Consider the following 21,852-nt stretch of genomic DNA (forward strand, 5'->3'; position numbering starts at 1 on the left):
CACGATCAATTGCCTCGCCGTTATGTTGCCCGCCCGCGTCAAGCCGGGTGTGGCTGACGCCGCAAGTATTGGCAATGTGCGATATGCCGCCGAACGACTGGCCGATGCCGGGATAGCGCTGGTCTTCGAGCGCGACATGTTTTCGAAATTGCTCTATCTGTAAAATATTGCATTGAAAAATATAGCTTTTACCGATAGAAAAACATGACAACAATTGCGAGGACCGATCTTGCTGTTCGTCATGGCCGATGACTTTACGGGTGCGCTGGACTCGGCCGCGCCTTTTGCGGGGCGCGGGCTGCATGTCGAGGTGGTGCTCTCCATCGAAGGGATCCAATCGGCGCTTGCAACCCGGCCGGATGTCCTGTCGATCGACCTTGGCTGCCGTGAGAAAACGGCGCAGCAGGCCCATGCGCTTGCGCAGGCCGCGATCCTCCTGCTGCCTGAGGGCGCGAAGATCTTTCTGAAGATCGATTCCCGCATGAAGGGGAACGTTGCGGCCATCCTCGATGCAATCCCCTTCAACCGGGCACTTGTCGCGCCGGCCATTCCGGACTTCGGTCGCACCGTGGCCAAGGGCGCGGTGCAAGGCTTTGGTGTTGATGTCCCCATCGATATTGCTACAGCGCTCGGCCGCCACGTGGGCAAGTGCGCCATTCCCGATACGGTGTCCGGGGCGGATATGGCCGAGGCGCTCGCCAGCGCCGATCGGGCGGGTGCCGATCTGCTGGTCGGAGCGCGCGGCCTTGCCGAAGCCCTTGCGCAGTCCATGACCCAGGGTGCGCAACCGGTGCGCGCGGAGATCCCCGCAGGGGCGGCGCTGTTTGTTGTCGGGTCGCGCGATCCGATCACGCTTTGCCAGGTCGATCGGCTGGCAGGCCAGGTGGACATTGACCACCGACCGGCAGAAAACGGGCGCCTGCCCACCCCTGGCACGCTTACGAAGCGCGTGACGCTGGTTCAGGCAATCGATGGCCCCGAGATCTTTGAGGCCGAGGAGGTGTCGCAGAACCTTGCCGAGGGCATAGTCCCGCTGTTGACGCAAGACGTTGAGACGCTGCTTCTGTGTGGCGGCGCAACGGCTGAGGCCGTGCTGCATCGAATGGGGATTACAAGGTTCCGCCTTGTTGGGGAATGCCTGCCGGGCCTTGGCCTTGCGCGCACAGACCGCCACTGCATCATTGCAAAATCCGGCGGTTTCGGGCAACCCGATACGCTAAGGGATATCGCAACGACAATTCTCGGGAAGACGGGCTGAGATGGGGCTGACAGACGGCGTGGCGCGCAAGGCATTGCCGGACATCGTTTTCGAGCGGATGCATCGGGCGATCAAGTCCGGCGCCTACGGGCCGGACGAGCGCCTGCCGACGGAACATGACCTGGCAACAGAGTTCGAAGTGTCGCGGCCGGTCATTCGCGAGGCCCTGCGGCGCCTGCGCGACCAGGGGCTGATCTATTCGCGACGGGGGGCGGGCAGCTTTGTGCGGGTGCTCGGCCTCAAGGAGCCGCTGGGATTTGGCCAGCTGGAAAATGTTGCCGACCTGCTCAATTGCTACGAATTCCGGCTGACGCTGGAGCCGGCAGCAGCTGCCGCTGCCGCCCTTCGCCACGATGCCGGCGATCTGGCGACCATCCGTCAGGCGCTGGAACTGTTGCGGGACGCAACGAACCGCCAGTCGCACCGGGAGGATGCCGACTACCAGTTCCATCTGGCCATCGCGCGCGCGGCGCAGAACACCTATTTTTCGACAGCCATGGAAGCCCTGAAGGACCATATCGCCGTCGGCATGAAATTTCATGGAGCGTCTGTGAAGCGGGAGGCTTCCGGTCTTTCGCGTGTGTTCAGCGAGCATGAGGCGATTGCCGAGGCGATCGTCGCGCGCAATCCGGACGCCGCCCGCCAACTGATGCACGACCACCTGACCGGCTCGCGCGAGCGCCTGTTCCAGTCTCCCCGGCGAGACTGATCCCGCCGGGCTTTTCGGCCGTGACAGCAGGACGTCAGAAGGCTGCCTTATAGATGGCCGCCACATCTTCCACTGACATGTCCACCGGGTTGTTGTCCATCAGCCGGCGAATGGCATGGGCATCGGCGGCAAAGCGCTGCAGATCTTCCTGTCTGGCGCCATGGGCGGCAAGTGACATCTCGATCCCAAGGCCGGCGCAATAACCATGGGCGGCATCGCGAAGGGCATGCTGGCTGAGGTTTTCGCCAAGTCCAAGCGCTCTGGCAACTTCTGCCGTCTTTTGCGCCACGGCCGGCTGGTTGAAGGCCAGCACATGCGGGAAGACAATGGCATTGGCAAGCCCATGTGGCAGATGCAGGAGCGTGCCGAGCGGATAGGCAATGGCATGCCCCGCCGCCGTGTTGACGGGACCAAGGCAGATGCCGCCATAATAGGAGGCGAGCATCATGCCTTCGCGGGCTTGCGTATCATGGCCGTCACGCACCGCACGCGCCAGGTATTGCCCGACCAGCTGGATCCCCATGCGGGCAAAGCCGTCGATCATCGGATGGGCGCGCCGGTTGGTGAAGGCTTCCACGCAGTGCGCCATCGCATCGACGCCGGTTGCTGCCGTCACGGCCGGGGGAACCGAAAAGGTCAGCTCCGGATCGAGGACGGCGAGGTCAGCGATCAGATGCGGGCTTTCGACGGCGATCTTGCTGCCCTTCATAGGATCGGTGATCAGCGCGCGAATGCCGGCTTCCGAGCCGGTGCCGGCCGTCGTTGCCACCTGCACCAGTTGCGTGGTGCGACCGGCAACGCGGTTCGGCCCGGCCACGTCGGCCAGTGTCTGGTCGGTATCCCAGAGCGCTGCGACAAGCTTTGCCACATCCAGCACGGAGCCGCCGCCAAGGCCGACGACGAGATCCGGCCGTGCCTCGCGGGCAGCGGCAAGTGCCGCATCAAGAGTTTTAATGTCGGGCTCGCCCGGAATGCCATCAAAGACGCGGATGCGGCCGCCGATCTGCAGCTTGTCGACAAAGGCTGCGGTGATGGGCGTTGCGATGATGAGCGTGGAGCCGATATCGCCGGCAAAACTGCCGACGCTTGCAACCGTTCCGGCGCCAACGGCAAGGCGGCGCGGCTGGTGAAGGGTGATCGGGAAAAACGCCATGATCCTAAACTCCCGCTGCAGGGCCGGCGACAAGCCGGCGGGCATAGGCAATGGCCGACATCATGTTGCCGTGGTTGGCAATGCCCTTGCCGGCAATGTCGAAGGCTGTGCCGTGATCGACCGAGGTGCGGTCAATCGGCAGTTCGACGGAGACGTTCACCGCCGTATCGAAGGCCACCAGCTTGATCGGGATGTGGCCCTGGTCATGATACTGGGCAACCACCAGGTCGAATGCGCCGGAATAGGCGCGGTGGAACACCGTGTCGGCTGAAATCGGCCCCTGCACATCGATGCCTTCGGCGCGGGCAGCAACGACGGCCGGCGCGATCTGGTCATCGTCTTCGGTGCCGAACAATCCATTTTCGCCGCAGTGCGGGTTGATGCCGGCAACGGCGATGCGCGGGGTCTCGTAGCCAATGCGCTTCAGGTGGCGATATCCGGCACGGATGGTGGCCAACACCCGCTCCGTGGTGGCCCGGCGGATGGCCTCCTGCAGGGAGACATGGGTGGAGACATGGATGACCTTCAGCCGCTCGGATGCGAGCAGCATATAGGCAGCCGATGAGCCGGTCAGGCTGCGCAGCATGCCGGTATGCCCGTCGTAATGATGGCCGGCAAGGTTCAGCGCCTCCTTGTTGATCGGTGCCGTGACGATGCAGCCGATCGTGCCCGCCTCCGCATCACGAACGGCGTTCTCGATAAAGCGGAAACAGGCGTCACCGGCAACCGGCGACAGGCTTCCCCAGGCAAGCGGCGCTCCCACAATCTCCAGATCAACGACGAAGGGCTTAAGATCGATCGACAGGTCAAGCGCTGCGCGGGCGGCCTCCAGCGTCTTCAGGTTGCCATAGATGCGGGTTGCTGCCCGATCCGCATCCGTCATCTCGGACAGGGCCCGAACGGTGATTTCCGGTCCGACGCCGCACGGGTCGCCCATGGTGATGCCGATGATCCTGCTCATGCTTGTCTCCCGTCCGCAGTGCCTGCCCAGCCGGGGGCAAGATGGACATGTTTGATCGCTCTTCGATGGTAGGTATAGCTGATGTGAAGGCCGCCGTCGGCGTCTTCCAAAAGCCACGGATAGGACATTTCCTGGTTGCGGCCGTCGGTTGAATCGTTGGAAAGGCAGTGGCCCGGACCATCCTCGATCAGGATGCGGGTCGGAAATGTCCGCCCGCCATCCTGTGAAAGGCAGACCGTGACGGGCGCGCGCGCCACGCCCCAGACAGGCACGCAGCCGCCGGTCGGATCGGCATCCGGCCGGTCGTCCTCGACGCCCAGTTCGTCATAGAGGGAGGCACGCCTGTCGCTGGACTGCGCGGCATTGACGGGATTGCAGATCATCGCAATCCGCCCGTCGCGCAGCGTGATTGTCGCAATGGAGGAATTGTTGTTGGGCACGTCGCTTGGCTGAGGGATAGACCAGGTGCGCCCGTCATCGTTGCTCTCGTTCCTGTAGACGAAATCTGCCTGCCGGCGCCGGAAGAAGGCCGCATGCCGGCCCTTGCCAACGGCAACCGGGCTCATGTGTACGCAACCCGTGGATTGTGGCAGGTCATTGAGTGCCCAGCTTTCTCCGCCATCTGTGGATATGCCGACGGCCGCGACGTCGTGGCTGCCGTTCCATTTCTGGCCGGGGCGCTGCATGCAGCGGAAGATCGGCAGCAGCCATGCGCCATCGTTCCGCAGGACAAGAGGGGCGCGGATGAAGCAGCCGCGCGGCAGGTCGAGAAAGCGGCCACTCTCTGCCGTCAACCGCGATGGGCTTTCGGGCGCGCGATGGATCTCGGCCATGCGGATGCGGCATTCATCCTGGTTTCCGGAAGGCTGCGAGGTGTGAAACAGCAGAAGACGGCCATCGGGTGGTGAAAACAGCACCGGGTTCTGCTCGGAATGATGAGGGTCGAAACTCAGTTGCTGTGGCGGACCCCAGGTGTCGTCTCCCGCTCCAAGCACGCTGGCGAAGATGGAGATGTCAGCCTTTCCCTCCAGCGAACCGCCGAACCAGGCGCAGATCAGATCGCCACCGGTCGTCTCGTGCAGGAAGCTTGCATGGTTCTGCACCATGGGGGATGGCAGGAGCGTTTGCCGGCGGCCCGTTGCCACGGTGCGTATGGCCCCGGTCATGCCGGAGGCGATTTCCTCAGGTGTCATTAAGCCTCTCCTCTGTGCGGCCAGAATTGACAAATTCTCAAAGTTGTCAAGTTTTATTGCTGGCGTTGTCCTGCTTTCTCAGAGATTTTCAAGTCCATAACATCTTGAAAATAAATATTTTAAACTCTCTCAAAAAAAGTCTTTCTGATTGGGTCCTGGAAAAAAATTGACAAACTTATGCGAAAGTTCGATGGTTGGTGCGAATGATTGGGGCGCCTGGTTGTCGGGGTCTATGCCCCGTCCGGTGCCGCATGGTGCCGACCGAAGGGATGTGCCGGACCAGCCATCCGCATGAGAAAGACCTGCCCATCGAGCCCCACCGCTCGTGGCAGGCGTAATGATACGTCGCAACCTGGGAGGAGTATGACGTGACAAGATCCTTGATTTCTGGTGCCCTGATTGCGGGCGTCGCGCTGATGACGGCCCTGTCGCCTGTGATGGCGGCATCCGGTCCCATCAAGATCGTGCTGCCCGAAGAGGCCGATCTGCTCGAGCCCTGCATGGCCACCCGATCCAATATCGGCCGCATCATCATGGAAAATGTCAGCGAGACGCTGACGGAGCTTGATGTGCGCGGCAAAAAGGGCGTCATGCCGCGCCTGGCGGAAAAGTGGGAGCAGACCGCCGATGGCAACTGGCGCTTTCACCTGCGTCAGGGCGTGAAATTTTCAGATGGCAGCGCGTTCGATGCCAAGGACGTCGCCCATAGCTTCGACCGGGTGATGAGCGACAAGATTACCTGCGAATCCAAGCGTTATTTCGGTGGTATGACGATCAGCACCACCGTGGTCGACGATCATACGATCGACATCAAGACGCAGCCGGCCCAGCCGATCCTGCCGCTTCTGATGTCGCTTGTGACCATCGTGCCGGAAAGCACACCGATGGCGTTCGTGCGCGAGCCCGTGGGCACCGGTCCCTACAAGCTCACCAACTGGACGCCGGGCCAGCAGATTGTTCTGGAAACCCGCGACGACTACTGGGGCAAAAAGCCGGCCGTTACCAAGGCAACCTATCTGTTCCGCGCCGATCCTTCGGTGCGTGCCGCCATGGTGCAGACCGGGGAGGCCGATCTGTCGCCCTCGATCTCGCAGCTCGATGCCACCAATCCGAAGACGGATTTCTCCTATCTCGACAGTGAGACGGTCTATCTGCGCATCGATCACAACACCGCGCCGCTGAACGACGTCCGGGTGCGCAAGGCCTTGAACCTTGCCATTGACCGCAAGGCCTTCCTCGGCACGCTGGTGCCTGAAGGGGCGGTGCTGGCCACTGCCATCGTTCCGCCGACAACGCTTGGCTGGAACCCCGGCGTGAAGCAGTTCCCCTATGATGTCGCGGGCGCCAAGAAACTGCTGGCCGAGGCGAAGGCTGCAGGCGTTGCCGTGGATACGCCGATCACCATCATTGCCCGCAGCGCCAATTTCCCGAACGTGACGGAAATCATGGAAGCCATCCAGGCGCAGCTGCAGGAAGCGGGCTTCAAGATCGATCTGAAATTCGTCGAGGTCGCCGAACACGAGACCTATTATTCCAAGCCGTTCAAGGAAGGGCGCGGGCCGCAGCTGGTGGCTGCCATGCACGACAATTCCAAGGGCGATCCCTCCTTCTCGATGTTCTTCAAATATGCCTCGAAGGGAACCCAGTCCGGTTTTTCCGATCCGAAGGTGGACGACCTGATCCAGCGGGCTTCGGCGGCCGTGGGCGATGAGCGTGCAAAACTCTGGTCGCAGCTGATTGGTTACCTGCATGACGATGTGGTGGCAGATGTCCTGCTCTTCCACATGGTCGGTTTTGCGCGCGTCTCCGAGCGGCTGGACTTCAAGCCGACGATTGCCACCAACTCCATGCTGCAGCTCTCCGAGATCGGCATAAAGTAAGCAAGCAGACTGCCGGATGTCGATGAGGCGTCCGGCATCGTACGGCGGCGGGGGTGCCCGCCGCCGGATGTAATGGGAGGTCGTTCATGCTCAGTTTCATCCGTAAGCGTTCCGTCGCCAGCCTGATCTCGCTGGCCGGCCTGATCGTGATGGTGTTCTTCCTGTCGCGCATGACGGGGGATCCCGCCTCGCTCTTCCTGCCGGTGGAGGCGTCGGCGGAGATGAAGCAGCAGTTTCGCGAACTGCACGGCCTCAACGATCCGCTGCTTGTCCAGTTCAGCCGTTATGTCGGTGATGTCGTGACCGGCGATCTCGGCGAATCCTATCGCAAGGCGCGGCCGGCGCTCGATGTGGTGACGGAGGCTTTCGTGTGGACGCTGTGGCTTGCGGTGATCACCATGAGCCTCGTCACCAGTGCTGCCATTGTCGTCGGCTCGCTGGCGGCCTTCCGCTCAGGCGGCTTTTTTGACCGCACCGCTTCCATGCTGTCGCTGATCGGCGCCTCGGTGCCGGATTTCTGGCTGGCGATTGTCGCCATCGTTGTCTTCTCGGTCAATCTGCACTGGCTGCCCACATCCGGCACGGGCTCGGTGCTGCACTGGATCCTGCCGATATCAGTGCTCTTCGTGCGGCCCTTCGGCATCATCGTGCAGGTCGTGCGCGGCTCGATGATCGGGGCGCTGTCGTCTGCCTATGTCAAGACGGCGCGTGCCAAGGGCGTGCGCTCCGGCCCGATCATCTTCATTCATGCCCTGCGCAATGCCATGTTGCCGGTCATCACCGTGATCGGCGATCAGGCCGCGAGCCTGCTCAATGGCGCGGTTATCGTGGAGACGATTTTCGGTTTTCCCGGCGTCGGCAAGCTGATGATCGATTCCATCCTGCAGCGCGATTTCAACGTGGTGCTCGCGGCAATCCTTGTCACGGCCCTTGCCATCTTTCTCATGAACCTGCTGATCGACCTCTGCTACGCATTGCTCGATCCGCGCATCCGGCACTGAGGAGGCGATCCGTTGAGCCTGTCATCCATCGAAACAGATCCGGCGCTGCGCGAAGAAGCATCCTTTGCCGTTCGCATGGGGCGCATGCTGCTGGCGGACAAGTTCGCCCTCATTGCGGCACTCTTCCTGCTTGTCATGATCGTTCTTGCGCTCATCGGCCCCATGTGGCTCGGTGAGGAAGCGATCAAGCAGAACCTGCGCGGGCGCAATCTTGCCCCCTTCGACTGGTCGCGCGGCTGGATATGGTGGATGGGGGCGGATGCGCTGGGGCGGCCGCTGTTTGCCCGCATCATCGTCGCCACCCAGAACACGCTGATGGTGGCGGCGGGTGCCGTCGTCCTCTCGGCCGTCACCGGCACGTTCCTTGGCCTGCTGGCCGGCTTTTCCTCGCCGCGGGTCAGCCAGATCATCATGCGGCTGGCCGACGTCATCATGTCCTTCCCGTCGCTGCTGATTGCGGTCATCGTGCTGTATCTGCTCGGGTCCTCCATCCTTAACCTGATGGTGGTGCTGTCGATCACCCGCATTCCCGTCTACCTCAGAACCACCCGGGCGGAGGTTCTGGAAATCCGTGAGCGGATGTTCGTCCAGGCCGCCCGCGTCATGGGCGCCTCCGGCAACCGCATCCTTTTCCGGCATATCCTGCCGATCGTCTTTCCGACGCTGACGACGCTTGCCACGCTGGATTTTGCCTATGTGATGCTCGCCGAAAGCGCGCTGTCCTTCCTCGGCATCGGCATCCAGCCGCCGGATATCACCTGGGGCCTGATGATCTCGCAGGGGCGCCAGTATTTGACCAATGCCTGGTGGCTGTCCTTCTGGCCGGGCCTTGCCATCATTCTCACCACCCTGTCGCTCAACCTGCTGTCGAACTGGCTGCGCATCGCGCTCGATCCGGTGCAGCGCTGGCGGCTGGAAATGAAGGGGCCTTCCCATGGCTGAGCATCTCCTGGATGTGCGCAACCTCTCCGTCGAGTTCCACACGGCCTCCGGCGTGGTCAAGGCGGTTCGCAACATCTCCTACCACCTCGACCGCGGCGAGACGCTGGCGATCCTCGGCGAAAGCGGTTCCGGCAAGTCCGTCTCGTCGGCTGCCATCATGAACCTCATCGACATGCCGCCCGGGCGCATCACCTCCGGCGAGATCTTTCTCGATGGTGCGGATCTTCTCACCATGAAGCCGCAGGACCGGCGCGCCGTGAACGGCAAGCGGATTGCCATGATCTTTCAGGATCCGCTGAGCCACCTCAACCCTGTCTATCCGGTTGGCTGGCAGATCCGCGAGGCGATGACTGCCCATGGCCTGTCGAAGGACGCGGCCGAGGCGGAAGCCCTTCGCCTGCTGGGGCGCGTCGGCATTCCCGATCCGCAGGCGGCGATGGACAAGTACCCGCACCAGTTTTCCGGCGGCCAGCGCCAGCGCGTGATGATCGCCATGGCGCTGGCGTTACGGCCCGATCTGCTGATTGCCGACGAACCCACCACGGCACTCGACGTGACGGTGCAGGCAGAGGTGCTGGCGCTTCTGAAGGAATTGCAGCGGGAAATCGGCATGGGCGTGCTGATCATCACCCATGATCTCGGGGTCGTCGCCGAGATTGCCGACCGAGTCGTGGTGATGGAAAAGGGCGCGCTGGTGGAAAGCGGCACCGTGCGCGAGGTCTACAAGAGCCCGAAACACCCTTATACCAGACGGCTGATCGCGGCCGCCCCCGGGAAGGGTGCGATGCACGAGGACGAGGCAAAGGGCGAGATGCTGCTGTCGGTCCGCGACGTGCGAAAGACCTACGGCGCCTTCGAGGCCCTGAAGGGTGTCTCCTTTGACCTCATGGCGGGCCAGACGCTCGCGATCGTCGGCGAAAGCGGGTCTGGCAAATCGACGCTGGCGCGTGTTCTCCTGCGTCTCGACGAACCGGACAGCGGCCAGGCGCTGTGGAAGGGCAGGGACCTGTTCCAGCTATCGCCGAAGGAGCTTTATCGCCTGCGCCGCGATCTGCAGATGGTCTTCCAGGATCCCACCCAGTCGCTTAACCCGCGCATGACGGTGTTCCAGCTTGTCTCCGAAGCCTGGGTCATCCATCCCGATATTCTGCCGAAGGCAAAATGGCGCGAGCGGGTGGCTGAGCTTCTTGTGCAGGTCGGCTTGTCTCCCGACCATATGCGCCGCTACCCGCACCAGTTTTCCGGTGGGCAGCGGCAGCGCATCGCGATTGCCCGGGCGCTGGCGCTGGAGCCGCGGCTGATCATCTGCGACGAAGCCGTCTCGGCACTCGACGTTTCCGTGCAGGCGCAGGTCATCGAACTGCTGGATCGCCTGCGACAGGACACCGGGATTTCCTTTATCTTCATTGCCCATGACCTGCCTGTCGTGCGCGATTTTGCCGATCAGGTGATGGTCATGCAAAAGGGCGAGATCGTCGAAATCGGCGGCGTGCGGCAGATCTTCGATGCGCCGCACGAGCCGTATACACGCGCACTTCTCGCCGCCAGTCTCGATCCCGATCCGGATATCCAGGCGGCCCACCGCGCCCGGCGGGCCTGATGGCCGCCCTCTTTAATAACGGAGTTTCCCTGCCATGACCGCTCAAGCCTATGTCGCGCTCGTTACCTGCTTCAACGAGGACGAAACCATCAATTTCGAGGCCACCCGCGCGCAGGTGCGCCGCCAGGTGGCCACCGGCAACAACATCATGTGCGCGGGAACCAATGGTGATTTTACAGCGCTCACCTTCGAGGAAAAGGTTCAGCTGACAGAAGAGGTGGTGGACGAAGTTGCCGGAAAGGTGAAGGTGATCGTGAATGCCGGCACGCCGGCCACGTTCGAGACCGTCAAGCTGGCGCGTGAATTCGACCGGATCGGGGTCGATGGCATCGCCGTCATCACCCCCTTCTTTATCGCCTGCACGCAGGATGGCCTGATCCGGCACTTTTCGACGGTGGCCGATGCCGTTCAGACGCCGGTCTATCTCTATGATATTCCGGCGCGCACGCAGAACCATATCGAGCCGGAAACAGCCCGCACGCTTGCCAGCCACGGCAATATTGCCGGCATCAAGGATTCCGGCGGTGCGCAGCAGACGCTTGAGGCCTATCTGCAGGTGGCGGCGGATATGCCGGGTTTTGAGGTCTATTCAGGCCCCGATCATCTCGTTCTCTGGTCGCTGCAGAACGGCGCTGCCGGTTGCATTTCCGGCCTCGGCAACGCATTGCCGGACGTGCTCGCCGGCATTCTGACCGGCTTCAATGGCGATGATATTGCCGAAGCCGAACGCCAGCAGGCGATCTACACCGCTTTCCGCACCGATCTTTATGCGCTGGGTTTTGCGCCCGCCATGGTGAAGCGCGCGCTTTACCTGCAGGATGCCTCCGTCGGCGCCAGCCGCCAGCCGGCGCTGCTGCCCGATCCGGTTCAGGACGAGAAGATCCGCGTCATCCTCGCCCGCTACGGTATCGGCGAGGCGCGCTGACCGAGATTGGAAACGCACGCCCGCAGGTGCCTGCAAAGAGGGGGTGAGGGCCACCGGCGGACTGTTCTGGTTGATCCGCAGCACGTCGGCTTCCCGCTTGTCCCTTGTATTGCCGGTCGGGAATGCAAGGGATGAAGCCAGTGCGCGGGTGGCTCTGGAGATTTTAAGGCTCAGTAGCCGCGCTGGCGGTCCACCGTCTTCGGCAAAGCGCCGCTTGCCCGCCACGACGCGATATTGGCCGCCACAATGCGGGCCGCCGTTACCGGCGTTGTCGGGGCTGAAATATGCGGCAGCACCGTCACCATGGGATGCGCCCAGAACTGAGAGCCCGTATCGAGGGGTTCTTTTTCGAACACATCCAGGACCGCATGATCGAGATGGCCGCGATCGAGCGCTGCGATGAGGTCGTCGGCCACCACCACGGCGCCACGGGCAAAATTGATGAGGGCCGCCCCCTCCGGCATCATCGCCAGCCGCTCGGCATTGAGGAGGCCGCGCGTTTCTGCCGTCAGCGGAAGGAGGCAGACCAGAATATCGCTTGAGGAGAGAAGCGTCTTCAGGCCCTCTTCGCCGTGATGGGTCACGACATTGTCCAGCGTCTTTGGCGAACGGCTCCAGCCCTCGACGCGAAAACCGGCTTGCGTCAGGCGCTCGGCACTCTGCGTGCCGAGTGCGCCAAGGCCGAGAAGGCCGATGGCGACATCGCCGGGATGGCGGTATTCGCGCGGTGCCCATGTCTTGTCCGCCTGGGCCTGTCGATAGGCCGGCATGTCGCGCTGCAGGTAATAGGTCCAGGCCAGCACCGCTTCCGCCATCACCCGCGACAATTCCGGATCAACGAGACGCACGATGGGCGGGGCCGTCACGCCAAGCTCCATGACCAGACGCTCGACGCCGGCCCAGAGGCTGTGGATGAAGGAGAGGCCGGGCAAGGCTGCGACATCGGCGGGATCGGGATTGGCGACGATGGCAATTTCGGCAAGCCTGCGCTCCTGCGGTTCCAGCTCGGCAAACGGCAGGATGCGCTCGTCCGGCATGGCCCGGCGCAGCACATCGAGCCATGCCTGTTCTTCTTCGCCGTTCAGGCGTGTGACAAGTGCGATGGGCGGCAGCATGGCCAGAAACTCCGAAAATCAAAAAACAAGCAGAACCAAAAAGCGTGCGATCTTTTGGGCGCAGCCGGGCCGGTGCGTCAAGACGGAAAAGGCCATTGTTCAGCCTCAAATCCCACCGAAAACGCGGTTTGACGCGCAGCCCTTGGCAGACCATAAAGCTGCGCATAATTCTGTCGCATGGAGACCCGACACATGGCCCGCATCGTCTATCTCAACGGAGAATGGCTGGAGGAAAGCAAAGCGCAGGTCTCGGTATTCGACCGCGGTTTTCTGTTCGCCGATGCCATCTATGAGGTGACCGCGGTGATCGGCGGCAAGCTCATCGACTATGCCGGCCATGCGGCGCGGCTCAAGCGTTCGCTCGGGTCTCTCGGCATTCCCATGCCGGTGGACGAGGAGGCTCTTCTGTCGCTGCACCGGGAAATCCTTGCCCACAACGGCATGACGGACGGGCTTATCTACCTGCAGGTGACGCGCGGTGCCGAAGACCGCGATTTTCTGTTTTCCGCCGATCTTAAGCCGACCTTCGTGATGTTTACCCAGGCCAAATCGGTCCTCGACAATCCGCGCTGGAAGACCGGCATTTCCGTCGTCAGCCGTCCCGACGGTCGCTGGGCGAACCGTCATATCAAGACGGTTCAACTGCTCTATTCCTCGCTTGCCAAGATGGAAGCAAAGAAGGCGGGTGCCGACGACGTGTTTCTGGTGGAGGACGGGCTGGTGACCGAGGCAAGTTCGGCCAACGCCCATATTGTGACGAAAGACGGCGTTCTCGTCACGCGGGCGCTCTCCAATGCGCTTCTCCACGGCATTACGCGCGGTTCTATCCTGGATCTGGCCGTCCGCGCGGGGCTTGCCGTCGAGGAACGGTCGTTTTCGATCGAGGAGGCAAAGGCGTCCGCCGAAGTGTTCATCACCTCGGCATCGGCCTTCGTCATGCCGGTTGTCTCGATCGATGGCGTGACCATCGGTTCCGGTACGCCTGGCCCGGTGTCGCAAAAGCTGCTGCAGATCTATATCGAGGAGCGGCTGGCAACGGCCATCTGACATGCCGGCCCCTGAAGCGATCAGCTGCGTCGCTCATAAAGCCGGCGCAGCAGCGTGATCAGCTCAGCGCGCTCATCGCCCGAGAGGATGTCGAGAAAACTGTCCTCGTGGCGGTCGATGATGCCGTGGACGCTTTCGAGTGTTGCCACGCCTTGAGGGGACAGCCGGATCTCATGGCGCCGCCGGTCTATCTTGGATGAGCGCCGTTCGATCAGCCCGCGCGAGAGCAGGCGTTTGACCATGCTCATCATGGTGGCGCGGTCCATGGACAGCGCATTGGCGATATCCACCTGCGAGGCGCCGGGATTGGTGGCGATGAGTTCCAGCGCCGCGAGCTGCTTCTGCGTCAGGTCGTAATCGGCAACGGCTGCGGCAAAATCGCGGTAGAGCGCCAGATGCGCCATGCGCAGATGATAGCCCACGAGCTGCTGCAGCCAGCTGCGCTCCAGTTCCTCGGCCATCGCATCGTCCTTCTTGTCTGCTGTCATTCTTTATCTGCGCATGCCGCATGCCGCCATGGCAAGCCCGCGTTGACAACTGGCCGGCGGCTGCCCGTCCTGTCTGCTTGCGCGACGACCTTTTCACAGGTTTGTTGGTGAAACGCCATCTTGCCAAATGATAAACGAAATCGTATGCAATACATACTAATTGATCGTGGAGGCGATCTGCCGGAGGAGGCAATTCATGCATGTGACCGAAGTGGATATGGCCGGTTTTGCAGCGGGCAATTCCTTTACGCTGGTGGCCGAGGATCCGGTCGGCTACCGCGCCAAGGTCTCGCCGGACAAGGTGGCGACACGCCTTTTGCCTGAGGGCACGACGCTGACCTATGGCGCGCTTGATGACCGCATCGCCCGCTGCGCCGCTTTTCTGCATGAAAAGTTTGAGGCGCGCGGCGAAGGATTTCGCGTGGCGGGGCTTGGGCGCAACAGCGTCGATCTTCTGGTCCTGGCCTTTGCCTGCCAGCGCATCCGGGCGGTTTTCGTGCCGCTCAACTGGCGGCTTGGCGTGGCGGAACTGACCGGCATCGTTGAGGATTGCACGCCGGAGCTTGTGGTCTATGAACAGGAATTTCAGGCCGCGGCCGAAGCGCTGAAGAGCGCGCAAGCCGGCCTTGAGATCATTCCTTACGCAGGCAGCGCCGACAGCCTTGACGTGATGCTGGCGCAGACGGCGCCGATGAAGCGCCTGCGCGGCGATGCCGACAAGCCGGCGATCCTGCTTTACACCTCCGGCACCACGGGCGCGCCGAAGGGCGTCATCCTGACGCGCCGCAATCTCTTTTATTCGGCAGTCAACTTTTCCTTCGTCGGCGAAGTGGTGCCGGGTTCCGTCACCTTCTGCGACCTGCCGTTCTTCCACACCATCGGGTTGGTTGCGATTGCCCGCACCACGCTGATGATGGGCGGCACGCTGGTGATTTCCGACCGTTTTCTGCCTGAACGCACGATTTCCTGCCTCAACGACGACGAGATCGGCGTAACACATTATTTCGCCGTGCCGCAGATGGCCTCCATCCTGCGCGACCAGCCGGCCTATTCGCCGGAGCGCATGGCGCGGCTGAAGGCGATCTTCATCGGTGGCGCGCCGCTGCCGCCGCCGCTGGTGGATGCCTACCTGAAGGACGGCGTGGCGCTGGTCAACGGCTATGGCATGAGCGAGGCGGGCACTGTCATGCATATGCCGCTCAACGAGACGGAAATTGCCCGCCGCCACGGCAGCGTCGGTTTTCCGGCACCGCTCATCGAGGTGAAGATCTGCGATGAAGCGGGCAAGGATTGCGAGGCGGGCGCGGTCGGTGAATTGTGGATCCGCGGCCCCTCCGTCTCCCCCGGCTATTGGCAAAAGCCCGACCAGACGGCATCAGCCTTCGTGGACGGCTGGTTCCGCACCGGCGACATGGTGCGCTGCGACGAGGACGGTTTCCACGTCATCGCCGACCGGCTGAAGGACATGTATATTTCCGGCGGTGAAAACGTTTATCCGGCCGAAGTGGAAGCTGCCATCGGCAGTTATCCCGGCGTTGGCGAAGTCGCCGTGATCGGCGTTGCCGATGACAAATGGGGCGAGGTGGGTGCTGCCTTCATCGTGCGCCGCCCGGACGCTTCATTCGACGCCGAGGCCATCAAAACCCATTGCCGCGACCGTCTTGCCGCCTACAAGCGCCCGACGCACGTCATCTTTGTCGATGCCATTCCGCGCAATGCCGGCGGCAAGCCGCTGAAACAGGTACTGCGAGAGCAGTGGAAGACGCGAAGTGCTGCGTGAGGGCAAACACTCCGGCTGGCCTATGGCGTCCCAATCGGTCAGTCATCCGACCGGGAGAACGCGCTAGCCGTTGCCGGGGCGTCACTGCAAATCCTGTCGCGCAAAGGCGCCCGGCGTGATGCCCACATGCCGGGTGAAGGCCACGTTAAAAGCGCTGGCGGAGCTATAGCCGATCTGCGCGGCGACATGGGCGAGCGGTGCCTCCCGGCGAAGCAGCAGATCTTTTGCAAGCGCCATCCGCCAGGCCGTTGCATATTCCATGGGAGCGACACCCACCAGGCGGCGAAACCGGTCGAAGAACGAGGACCGCGACATGCCCGCCGCGCGGGCCAGCACCTCAACAGTCACCTCGCTGGACGGATCCTGATGGATCCGTTGCAGTGCGAGAGCAAGTTTTGCGTCTGAAAGTCCGCGTAGCAATCCTGGAGACGTCATCGCGCCGCCTGCGCTGCGCAACGCGTCAATCAGCAAAACCTCGAGCAGCCGCGTGAGGACCATGTCCCTTGCTTCCAGCCGGTCCACGGTTTCGGTGTGGATCATCCGCACCAGATCCATCAGTCTTTGCTGTCCCGTGACCCTGATGACATCCGGCAGCAGCGAGACCAGCAGCGGCCGGTCATTCGCTTTGAAAACACAGTGACCCACCATGGCTGTGATCTCCGAGGGCAAGGAGGGATCACCCAAGCGAAAGACGCCGGGGCTCGTCTCCAGCCGCTGCGGCAACGTGGCGCGCGGCGATGGCTGAAGGCTGCTCATGGTGAAGGCATGGATCTCAGGGACGAGAACGAAATCGCCGGGGCCAAGTGTCATGGGAGCCCGGCCGCTGATGGTCAGCAGGCAGTGTCCTTCAACGATTGCACAATAGAAGGGGCTGCCGAGTTCCTGGCGCTCCACAAGCCAGAGGCCGCCTGCCGTCACCAGCTTGGCGATGGAGGGGACGGGCTTCAGAAACGCGACGATCTGCGCAAGGGGATCAGACATTTTCGGACTTATGCTCAATGAAGGCGGATGATGAGATATAGATCATCCGAGAGCTCACGTCCATCTTGAGGGCTCCCAACAGGAGCCTTTTGGATGACCATGAATAACCTGATCGACCTTTCCCGTCACATTCCGACACCCGAAGCCACCTTAACGGTTGCCTATTCGCCGATCCGCCTTGACCTTGCCGACCGTCAATCCCTGGAGCTGCGTCTGACAGCGCCCGTAAGCGGAAGCGGTCTGCCGATCGTGATCCTGTCGCATGGTTATGGGCCTTCGCTGTATATTCCATCGAAGGATGGTTATGGGCCGCTTGCGCAGTTTTGGGCGGAACGGGGCTTTGCCGTCATTCAGCCGACACATGCCACGTCACGCGTTGGCGGACTTGCCGCCGACGCGCCCAATGCTCCTTTCTTCTGGCGAGAGCGTGTGGCGGAGATAACAGCGATCCTCGATCGGTTGGCGGATATCGAAGAGCAGGCGCCGGCCGTGGCGGGGCGACTGGATCATAACCGCATTGCTGCTGCGGGCCATTCCTTCGGTGGGCATACCGTCAGCCTGCTGCTCGGGGCACGTCTGTTTGGCGAGGTGTTTGTCGATCCGCGTATTTCGGCGGGTATCCTGCTTGCAGCGCCCGGCCGCGGCGGCAAGGATCTGACGCCGGAGAATGAAGAGCGTTTCCCCTTTTTCGATCTCGATTTTACGGGCATTGCAACACCGAGCCTGGTCGTTTGCGGAGCGGACGACAATCCGCGCTTCACGACCCGTGGACCTTCCTGGCATGCCGACGCCTATCACGATGGACCTGGTGTGCAGGCGCTGCTGACCGTTGACGGCGTCGGCCACGGCTTGGGCGGCATTGCAGGCTTCGATGCAAAGGAAACCGAGGTCGAATCCCCTGATGCATTGGAGGCAACGCGGCGGATGACGCTTGCCTGGCTGAGGACGGCGCTCCGTGTCGATGCATCCGCGTGGCCTTTAGCCTGCGCTGCGCTGGCCGGCCCTGCACGCACCCTTGGCAAGGTCGACGAAACGGCATCTGAACCGCGGTGATGATCGCCTTTGCCCCGATGCGTCTTGGTACAGGGGTGAAGGCAAGGCGGGGGAAGCCATCGCTCCTCCCGCCGTCACATCTTCACGGCCGCCGCGCCCCCATTCAGCCTTGGCGCACTTCCGATCAGTTTTTCCGTATAGGGATGCACCGGGCTCGCAAACAGCGTTTTGGCCCTCTCCAGTTCCACCACTTCGCCAAAATGCATGACCGCCACGCGGTCGGCAATGGCTTCCACGACGGCAAGGTCATGGCTGATGAAGAGGTAGCTGAGGTTGAGCTGATGTTTCAGGCGCTCGAGGAGGAGCAGAACCTGCGCCTGTACGGAAACGTCGAGCGCGCTCACCGGCTCGTCAAGCACCAGGATGTCCGCTTCGGCGGCCAGCGCCCGGGCGACTGCCATGCGCTGCGCCTGTCCGCCGGAAAGCTCGTGCGGGTAACGCGACAGCGTGGAGGCCGGCATGTCGACAGCGTCCATCAACTCGCCAAGGCGCGCCTTGCGTTTGGCAGTGTCGTAACCGCAGAGCAGTTTCAACGGTGCCTCCAGCGCCTCGCGGATGGTTTTGCGCGGGTTGAGCGAGGCGACGGGATCCTGAAACACATATTGCACCGTCTTGCCGAAGGCGCGCGGCCCTCGTCTGGTGAGAGCTTCGGCATCCTGTCCGGCAATCTCGATCGTGCCGGCAGAGGGCGTTTCAAGGCCGACGAGAATGCGCGCGAGCGTGCTTTTGCCTGAGCCGCTTTCCCCGACGACGGCCAGCGTTTCGCCCTTGGTGAGCGCCAGCGAGACGTCTTTCAAGGCCTCGACGGCATGGCGTTTTCTGCCAAACAGGCGTTTGCCGCCACCAAAGGTTTTTGAGACATGTTCGAGGCGAAGGGCGTGCGGCGTGGCGGCGGCTGCGCGCCGGCGTGTGCCGGGCGTATGTGCCAGCGGTTGGGGTAGCGTTTCGCTCATTGTGCGGCCTCCTTCGTCTGGCTGGCCATCAGCCTTTCGACGCGCGGCAGAAACCGGTCGCCGTCGCCGATCTCGGGCACGCAGGCAATCAGCCGTTTCGTGTAGGGGTGGCGCGGGCGTGTCAGCACGGTCCGGGTCTGCCCGGTCTCGACGATCTCGCCGTCCTTCATGACAGCCACCCGGTCGCAGATCTGCGCCACAACGCCGAAATCATGGGTGATGAACAGAAGTGCCATCTGACGTTCCTGCTGCAACTGCTTCAACAGGCTGAGGATTTCGGCCTGTACGGTGACATCGAGCGCCGTCGTCGGTTCATCGGCAATGATGACATCGGGATCGTTGGCAAGCGCCATGGCAATGCCGACACGCTGGCGCTGGCCGCCCGAGAGCTGATGCGGATAATGATCGGCGCGGGCTGCCGCATCGGGAATGCGGACCTGTTCGAGAAGGGCTATGGCGCGTTCGCGAAGCTCGCGGCGGCCGAGCGACTGGTGGGCGGAAATCGCTTCGGCCACCTGCTGGCCGATCGTATAGGTCGGATGCAGCGTCGTCAGCGGATCCTGGAAGATATAGGCGACCTTTGAACCACGCAGCGAAATCAGCCGCGTTTCCGGCATGGACAGCACATCTTCGCCATCGAGATAGATCGCGCCACCGGTGATGACACCGGGCGGCGAGGCGACGAGGCCCATGATGGACAGTGCCGTCACGCTCTTGCCCGAGCCGCTTTCGCCGATGAGGCCAAGGCATTCGCCGCGATCGAGATGCAGCGACACGCCGCGCACGGCCGGCGTCGTGCTCTTGCCGGCGGGAAAGCCGGTTTCCAGCTGTTCGATGGAGAGAATGGCCTCGGGCTGGTTGTTCGCCGGTGCGGGTTTCGTCCGGTCGATGCGTGTCACGGGGCCGGGGCGCGAGAGCGCGCCGGATTTGAGGCGGGGGTCCAGCGCATCGCGCACGCCATCGCCCAAGAGGTTCAGGCTGATGACGATGACGAAAATCATCAGGCCCGGCACGATGGCGACATGCGGCGCGGTAAACAGTTGCGCGCGGCCTTCGCCGAGCATCGAGCCGAGATCGGCCTGCGGCGGCTGGGCGCCAAGGCCGAGAAAGCTCAAGCCCGCCGTTTCCAAGATCATCCAGCCGGCGGTAGTCGACATGGTGATGACAATGACGGGCGCAACGTTCGGCAGGACCTCGCTCCAGAGGATGGAGAGATGTCCCTTGCCGGAGAGCCTTGCCGCATCGACAAATTCGCGGTGCGCAAGCCCGAGCGTGACGCCGCGCACATTGCGGGCAAAGAAGGGGATGTTGACGATGGCAATCGCATAGAGCGCATTCATCAGCCCCGGCCCCAGTGCTGCGACGATGGCAAGCGCGAGCAGGATGTAGGGAAAGGCCATCAGCATGTCGATGCCGCGCATCATCAGGTTGTCGGTGCGCCCACCCGCATAACCGGAGACGAGGCCGATGACCGAGCCGATGAGGGCGGCGACCAGCGTTGCGGCAAACCCGACAGCAATCGAGACGCGGCTTCCCCAGACAAGGCGGCTTAGGAGATCGCGGCCGAGCTGGTCGGTACCGAGCCAATGGGCGGCGGTCACAAAGGGCCGGATCAAGCGGTTGGCGGGGGCCGTCTGGTCAGGGTGGGCAAGCGGCAGAAGCGGCGCCAGCAGCACGATCGCCACCAGAAGCAGAAGAATGACGAGGCCGATGCTGGCAAGCTTGCTCTGCAGCAACAGCTTGAAGGTTGAGATGCGCTGCGGGCCGGCGGGTGCGGTGACATTGTCTTGAAGAGCGAGGCTCATGTGCGGATCCTCGGATCAAGCAGTGTCTGCACCACATCGGCCATCAGGTTGAACAGCACATAGCTTGCCGCCACCACCAGCACGCCGCCCTGCACGAGAAGAATGTCGCGGGTGGAAATCGCCTTCACCATCATCGCCCCGATGCCCGGCCACTGGAACACGGTTTCGATATAGACGGCGCCGCCCAGCACGAAGCCGGCCTGGATGCCGATGACGGGGATGACGCTGACGATGGCGGCGCGAAAGGCATGGCCATAGATGACGCGGGTTTCAGACACGCCCTTGGCGCGGGCGGTGCGGATGAAATCCTGCCGCAGCACTTCCAGCATCGCCGAGCGGGTGAGCCGCGCAATGACGCCGGCTGCCACCACCGAGAGCGTCGCGGCCGGCAGGATGAGGTGATAAAGGAGGTCGGGGAGATTTCCGCCGCCATAGACCGCATACATGCCGCTTGCCGGAAGCACCCGCCAGGTGACGGCAAAGACGAGGATCAGCAGCAGCCCCAGCCAGAAGGACGGCATGGAAATGCCGGCCAGCACAACAAAGGTGATGATGCGATCCGCCCAGCCGAACTGGCGCACGGCAGAGACGATGCCGGCGAGAAGCCCGATCAGCGAGCAGAGCACAAGCGCCGTGCCGGCAAGGATCAGCGTTGCGCCAAAGCGGTCCATCACTTCGGAGAGAACCGGCCTGTTCAGCGTGAACGAGCGGCCGAAATCACCGTGCAGGACATTGCCGATCCAGATGAAATATTGCTGCACCAGCGGCTTGTCGAGACCGAGATCGCGGTTGATCCGCTCGACATTTTCGGGCGTCGCATAGGCGCCGAGAATAGCGGTGGCGGTATCTCCGGGGATCAGCGCCATCACCAGGAAAACGATGATGGAGAGCCCGAAAAGCACCGGCACCATGGCGATGAGGCGTTTTGCGATATAGGCGGTCATCGGCGCATTCTTTTTTCATCGCTCCGTGGCGGAAGGCCGGTGGCGCAGAGGCGCCACCGGCGTG

19 protein-coding genes are annotated in these 21,852 nt (G+C 62.6%); 10 read left to right on the forward strand and 9 right to left on the reverse strand.

The genetic code is table 11. The annotated features are described in order from the left end of the window. Positions 1-229: 229 nt before the first annotated feature. Positions 230-1,258, forward strand: coding sequence for a four-carbon acid sugar kinase family protein (locus AC4CWH_RS19745; protein WP_491322019.1), 1,029 nt, complete (start codon positions 230-232; stop codon positions 1,256-1,258). A 1-nt stretch (position 1,259) separates the two neighbouring features. Beyond that, positions 1,260-1,967, forward strand: a complete 708-nt coding sequence (locus AC4CWH_RS19750; protein ID WP_491322020.1) for a FadR/GntR family transcriptional regulator — start codon at positions 1,260-1,262, stop codon at positions 1,965-1,967. Positions 1,968-2,001: 34 nt separating this feature from the next. Here the strand turns inward: AC4CWH_RS19750 and AC4CWH_RS19755 are convergent, their stop codons facing one another. From AC4CWH_RS19755 to AC4CWH_RS19765, 3 genes are read right to left on the reverse strand one after another with little or no spacing between them, the layout of a single operon-like run. Next, the gene (locus tag AC4CWH_RS19755; protein WP_491322021.1) at positions 2,002-3,120 is read right to left on the reverse strand and encodes an iron-containing alcohol dehydrogenase; all 1,119 of its coding nucleotides are present in this window, start codon (positions 3,118-3,120) and stop codon (positions 2,002-2,004) included. Between the two features lie 4 nt (positions 3,121-3,124). Continuing rightward, on the reverse strand, positions 3,125-4,081 hold the full coding sequence (gene pdxA / locus AC4CWH_RS19760; protein WP_491322022.1) for a 4-hydroxythreonine-4-phosphate dehydrogenase PdxA: 957 nt from the start codon (positions 4,079-4,081) through the stop codon (positions 3,125-3,127). Further along, complete coding sequence (locus AC4CWH_RS19765) at positions 4,078-5,274, reverse strand: sialidase family protein (protein ID WP_491322023.1); 1,197 nt, start codon at positions 5,272-5,274, stop codon at positions 4,078-4,080. The genes pdxA and AC4CWH_RS19765 overlap by 4 nt, the downstream gene beginning before the upstream one ends. 368 nt (positions 5,275-5,642) lie before the next feature. Between AC4CWH_RS19765 and AC4CWH_RS19770 the strand changes: the two genes are divergently transcribed. From AC4CWH_RS19770 to AC4CWH_RS19790, 5 genes are all read left to right on the forward strand, one after another. Continuing rightward, positions 5,643-7,154 (forward strand): ABC transporter substrate-binding protein, encoded by a 1,512-nt coding sequence (locus AC4CWH_RS19770; protein ID WP_491322024.1) that lies wholly within the window; start codon positions 5,643-5,645, stop codon positions 7,152-7,154. Between the two features lie 86 nt (positions 7,155-7,240). Next, the gene (locus tag AC4CWH_RS19775; RefSeq protein WP_491287285.1) at positions 7,241-8,155 is read left to right on the forward strand and encodes an ABC transporter permease; all 915 of its coding nucleotides are present in this window, start codon (positions 7,241-7,243) and stop codon (positions 8,153-8,155) included. Between the two features lie 75 nt (positions 8,156-8,230). After that, positions 8,231-9,097: an ABC transporter permease gene (locus AC4CWH_RS19780; protein ID WP_491287734.1), complete on the forward strand. Its 867-nt coding sequence runs from the start codon at positions 8,231-8,233 to the stop codon at positions 9,095-9,097. Further along, the gene (locus AC4CWH_RS19785) at positions 9,090-10,697 is read left to right on the forward strand and encodes an ABC transporter ATP-binding protein (protein WP_491322025.1); all 1,608 of its coding nucleotides are present in this window, start codon (positions 9,090-9,092) and stop codon (positions 10,695-10,697) included. Before AC4CWH_RS19780 ends, AC4CWH_RS19785 begins: the two co-directional genes overlap by 8 nt. A 34-nt stretch (positions 10,698-10,731) precedes the next feature. Continuing rightward, on the forward strand, positions 10,732-11,622 hold the full coding sequence (locus AC4CWH_RS19790) for a dihydrodipicolinate synthase family protein (RefSeq protein WP_491322026.1): 891 nt from the start codon (positions 10,732-10,734) through the stop codon (positions 11,620-11,622). Between the two features lie 170 nt (positions 11,623-11,792). On the opposite strand, the gene AC4CWH_RS19795 is transcribed toward AC4CWH_RS19790, so the two are convergent. Continuing rightward, positions 11,793-12,737, reverse strand: a complete 945-nt coding sequence (locus tag AC4CWH_RS19795; protein WP_491322027.1) for a 2-hydroxyacid dehydrogenase — start codon at positions 12,735-12,737, stop codon at positions 11,793-11,795. A gap of 192 nt (positions 12,738-12,929) precedes the next feature. On the opposite strand from AC4CWH_RS19795, the gene AC4CWH_RS19800 reads away from it, so the two are divergent. Continuing rightward, on the forward strand, positions 12,930-13,784 hold the full coding sequence (locus AC4CWH_RS19800) for a D-amino-acid transaminase (protein ID WP_491322028.1): 855 nt from the start codon (positions 12,930-12,932) through the stop codon (positions 13,782-13,784). Positions 13,785-13,804: 20 nt separating this feature from the next. Here AC4CWH_RS19800 and AC4CWH_RS19805 read toward each other — a convergent pair whose 3' ends face one another. Further along, positions 13,805-14,272, reverse strand: a complete 468-nt coding sequence (locus AC4CWH_RS19805; protein ID WP_491322029.1) for a MarR family winged helix-turn-helix transcriptional regulator — start codon at positions 14,270-14,272, stop codon at positions 13,805-13,807. Between the two features lie 196 nt (positions 14,273-14,468). Here AC4CWH_RS19805 and AC4CWH_RS19810 point away from each other — a divergent pair, with 196 nt between their 5' ends. Continuing rightward, the gene (locus AC4CWH_RS19810; RefSeq protein ID WP_491322030.1) at positions 14,469-16,052 is read left to right on the forward strand and encodes an AMP-binding protein; all 1,584 of its coding nucleotides are present in this window, start codon (positions 14,469-14,471) and stop codon (positions 16,050-16,052) included. A gap of 81 nt (positions 16,053-16,133) precedes the next feature. On the opposite strand, the gene AC4CWH_RS19815 is transcribed toward AC4CWH_RS19810, so the two are convergent. Beyond that, positions 16,134-17,033 (reverse strand): AraC family transcriptional regulator, encoded by a 900-nt coding sequence (locus AC4CWH_RS19815; protein ID WP_491322031.1) that lies wholly within the window; start codon positions 17,031-17,033, stop codon positions 16,134-16,136. Positions 17,034-17,132: 99 nt separating this feature from the next. Between AC4CWH_RS19815 and AC4CWH_RS19820 the strand changes: the two genes are divergently transcribed. Then, positions 17,133-18,086 carry an alpha/beta hydrolase family protein gene (locus AC4CWH_RS19820; protein ID WP_491322295.1) on the forward strand — a complete coding sequence of 318 codons (954 nt, stop codon included), beginning with the start codon at positions 17,133-17,135 and terminating at the stop codon, positions 18,084-18,086. A gap of 74 nt (positions 18,087-18,160) precedes the next feature. Here AC4CWH_RS19820 and AC4CWH_RS19825 read toward each other — a convergent pair whose 3' ends face one another. From AC4CWH_RS19825 to AC4CWH_RS19835, 3 genes are read right to left on the reverse strand one after another with little or no spacing between them, the layout of a single operon-like run. Further along, positions 18,161-19,039: an ATP-binding cassette domain-containing protein gene (locus AC4CWH_RS19825; protein ID WP_491322032.1), complete on the reverse strand. Its 879-nt coding sequence runs from the start codon at positions 19,037-19,039 to the stop codon at positions 18,161-18,163. Further along, entirely contained in the window at positions 19,036-20,844 is a 1,809-nt protein-coding gene (locus AC4CWH_RS19830; RefSeq protein ID WP_491322033.1) for a dipeptide/oligopeptide/nickel ABC transporter permease/ATP-binding protein, read from the reverse strand. The genes AC4CWH_RS19825 and AC4CWH_RS19830 overlap by 4 nt, the downstream gene beginning before the upstream one ends. Then, complete coding sequence (locus tag AC4CWH_RS19835; RefSeq protein WP_491322034.1) at positions 20,841-21,788, reverse strand: ABC transporter permease; 948 nt, start codon at positions 21,786-21,788, stop codon at positions 20,841-20,843. Before AC4CWH_RS19835 ends, AC4CWH_RS19830 begins: the two co-directional genes overlap by 4 nt. Positions 21,789-21,852: the final 64 nt, after the last annotated feature.

The sequence above is a fragment of the Neorhizobium sp. PAMB6716 genome (assembly GCF_058242805.1).

Coding starts and splice junctions, on each gene's coding strand:
- AC4CWH_RS19810 (WP_491322030.1), top strand. CDS start 14,469: ATGCATGTGACCGAAGTGGATATGGCCGGTTTTGCAGCGGGCAATTCC.
- AC4CWH_RS19780 (WP_491287734.1), top strand. CDS start 8,231: ATGGGGCGCATGCTGCTGGCGGACAAGTTCGCCCTCATTGCGGCACTC.
- AC4CWH_RS19820 (WP_491322295.1), top strand. CDS start 17,133: ATGAATAACCTGATCGACCTTTCCCGTCACATTCCGACACCCGAAGCC.
- AC4CWH_RS19795 (WP_491322027.1), bottom strand. CDS start 12,737: ATGCTGCCGCCCATCGCACTTGTCACACGCCTGAACGGCGAAGAAGAA.
- AC4CWH_RS19805 (WP_491322029.1), bottom strand. CDS start 14,272: ATGACAGCAGACAAGAAGGACGATGCGATGGCCGAGGAACTGGAGCGC.
- AC4CWH_RS19830 (WP_491322033.1), bottom strand. CDS start 20,844: ATGAGCCTCGCTCTTCAAGACAATGTCACCGCACCCGCCGGCCCGCAG.
- AC4CWH_RS19775 (WP_491287285.1), top strand. CDS start 7,241: ATGCTCAGTTTCATCCGTAAGCGTTCCGTCGCCAGCCTGATCTCGCTG.
- AC4CWH_RS19790 (WP_491322026.1), top strand. CDS start 10,732: ATGACCGCTCAAGCCTATGTCGCGCTCGTTACCTGCTTCAACGAGGAC.
- AC4CWH_RS19815 (WP_491322031.1), bottom strand. CDS start 17,033: ATGTCTGATCCCCTTGCGCAGATCGTCGCGTTTCTGAAGCCCGTCCCC.
- AC4CWH_RS19825 (WP_491322032.1), bottom strand. CDS start 19,039: ATGAGCGAAACGCTACCCCAACCGCTGGCACATACGCCCGGCACACGC.
- AC4CWH_RS19765 (WP_491322023.1), bottom strand. CDS start 5,274: ATGACACCTGAGGAAATCGCCTCCGGCATGACCGGGGCCATACGCACC.
- AC4CWH_RS19835 (WP_491322034.1), bottom strand. CDS start 21,788: ATGACCGCCTATATCGCAAAACGCCTCATCGCCATGGTGCCGGTGCTT.
- AC4CWH_RS19785 (WP_491322025.1), top strand. CDS start 9,090: ATGGCTGAGCATCTCCTGGATGTGCGCAACCTCTCCGTCGAGTTCCAC.
- pdxA (WP_491322022.1), bottom strand. CDS start 4,081: ATGAGCAGGATCATCGGCATCACCATGGGCGACCCGTGCGGCGTCGGA.
- AC4CWH_RS19750 (WP_491322020.1), top strand. CDS start 1,260: ATGGGGCTGACAGACGGCGTGGCGCGCAAGGCATTGCCGGACATCGTT.
- AC4CWH_RS19755 (WP_491322021.1), bottom strand. CDS start 3,120: ATGGCGTTTTTCCCGATCACCCTTCACCAGCCGCGCCGCCTTGCCGTT.
- AC4CWH_RS19800 (WP_491322028.1), top strand. CDS start 12,930: ATGGCCCGCATCGTCTATCTCAACGGAGAATGGCTGGAGGAAAGCAAA.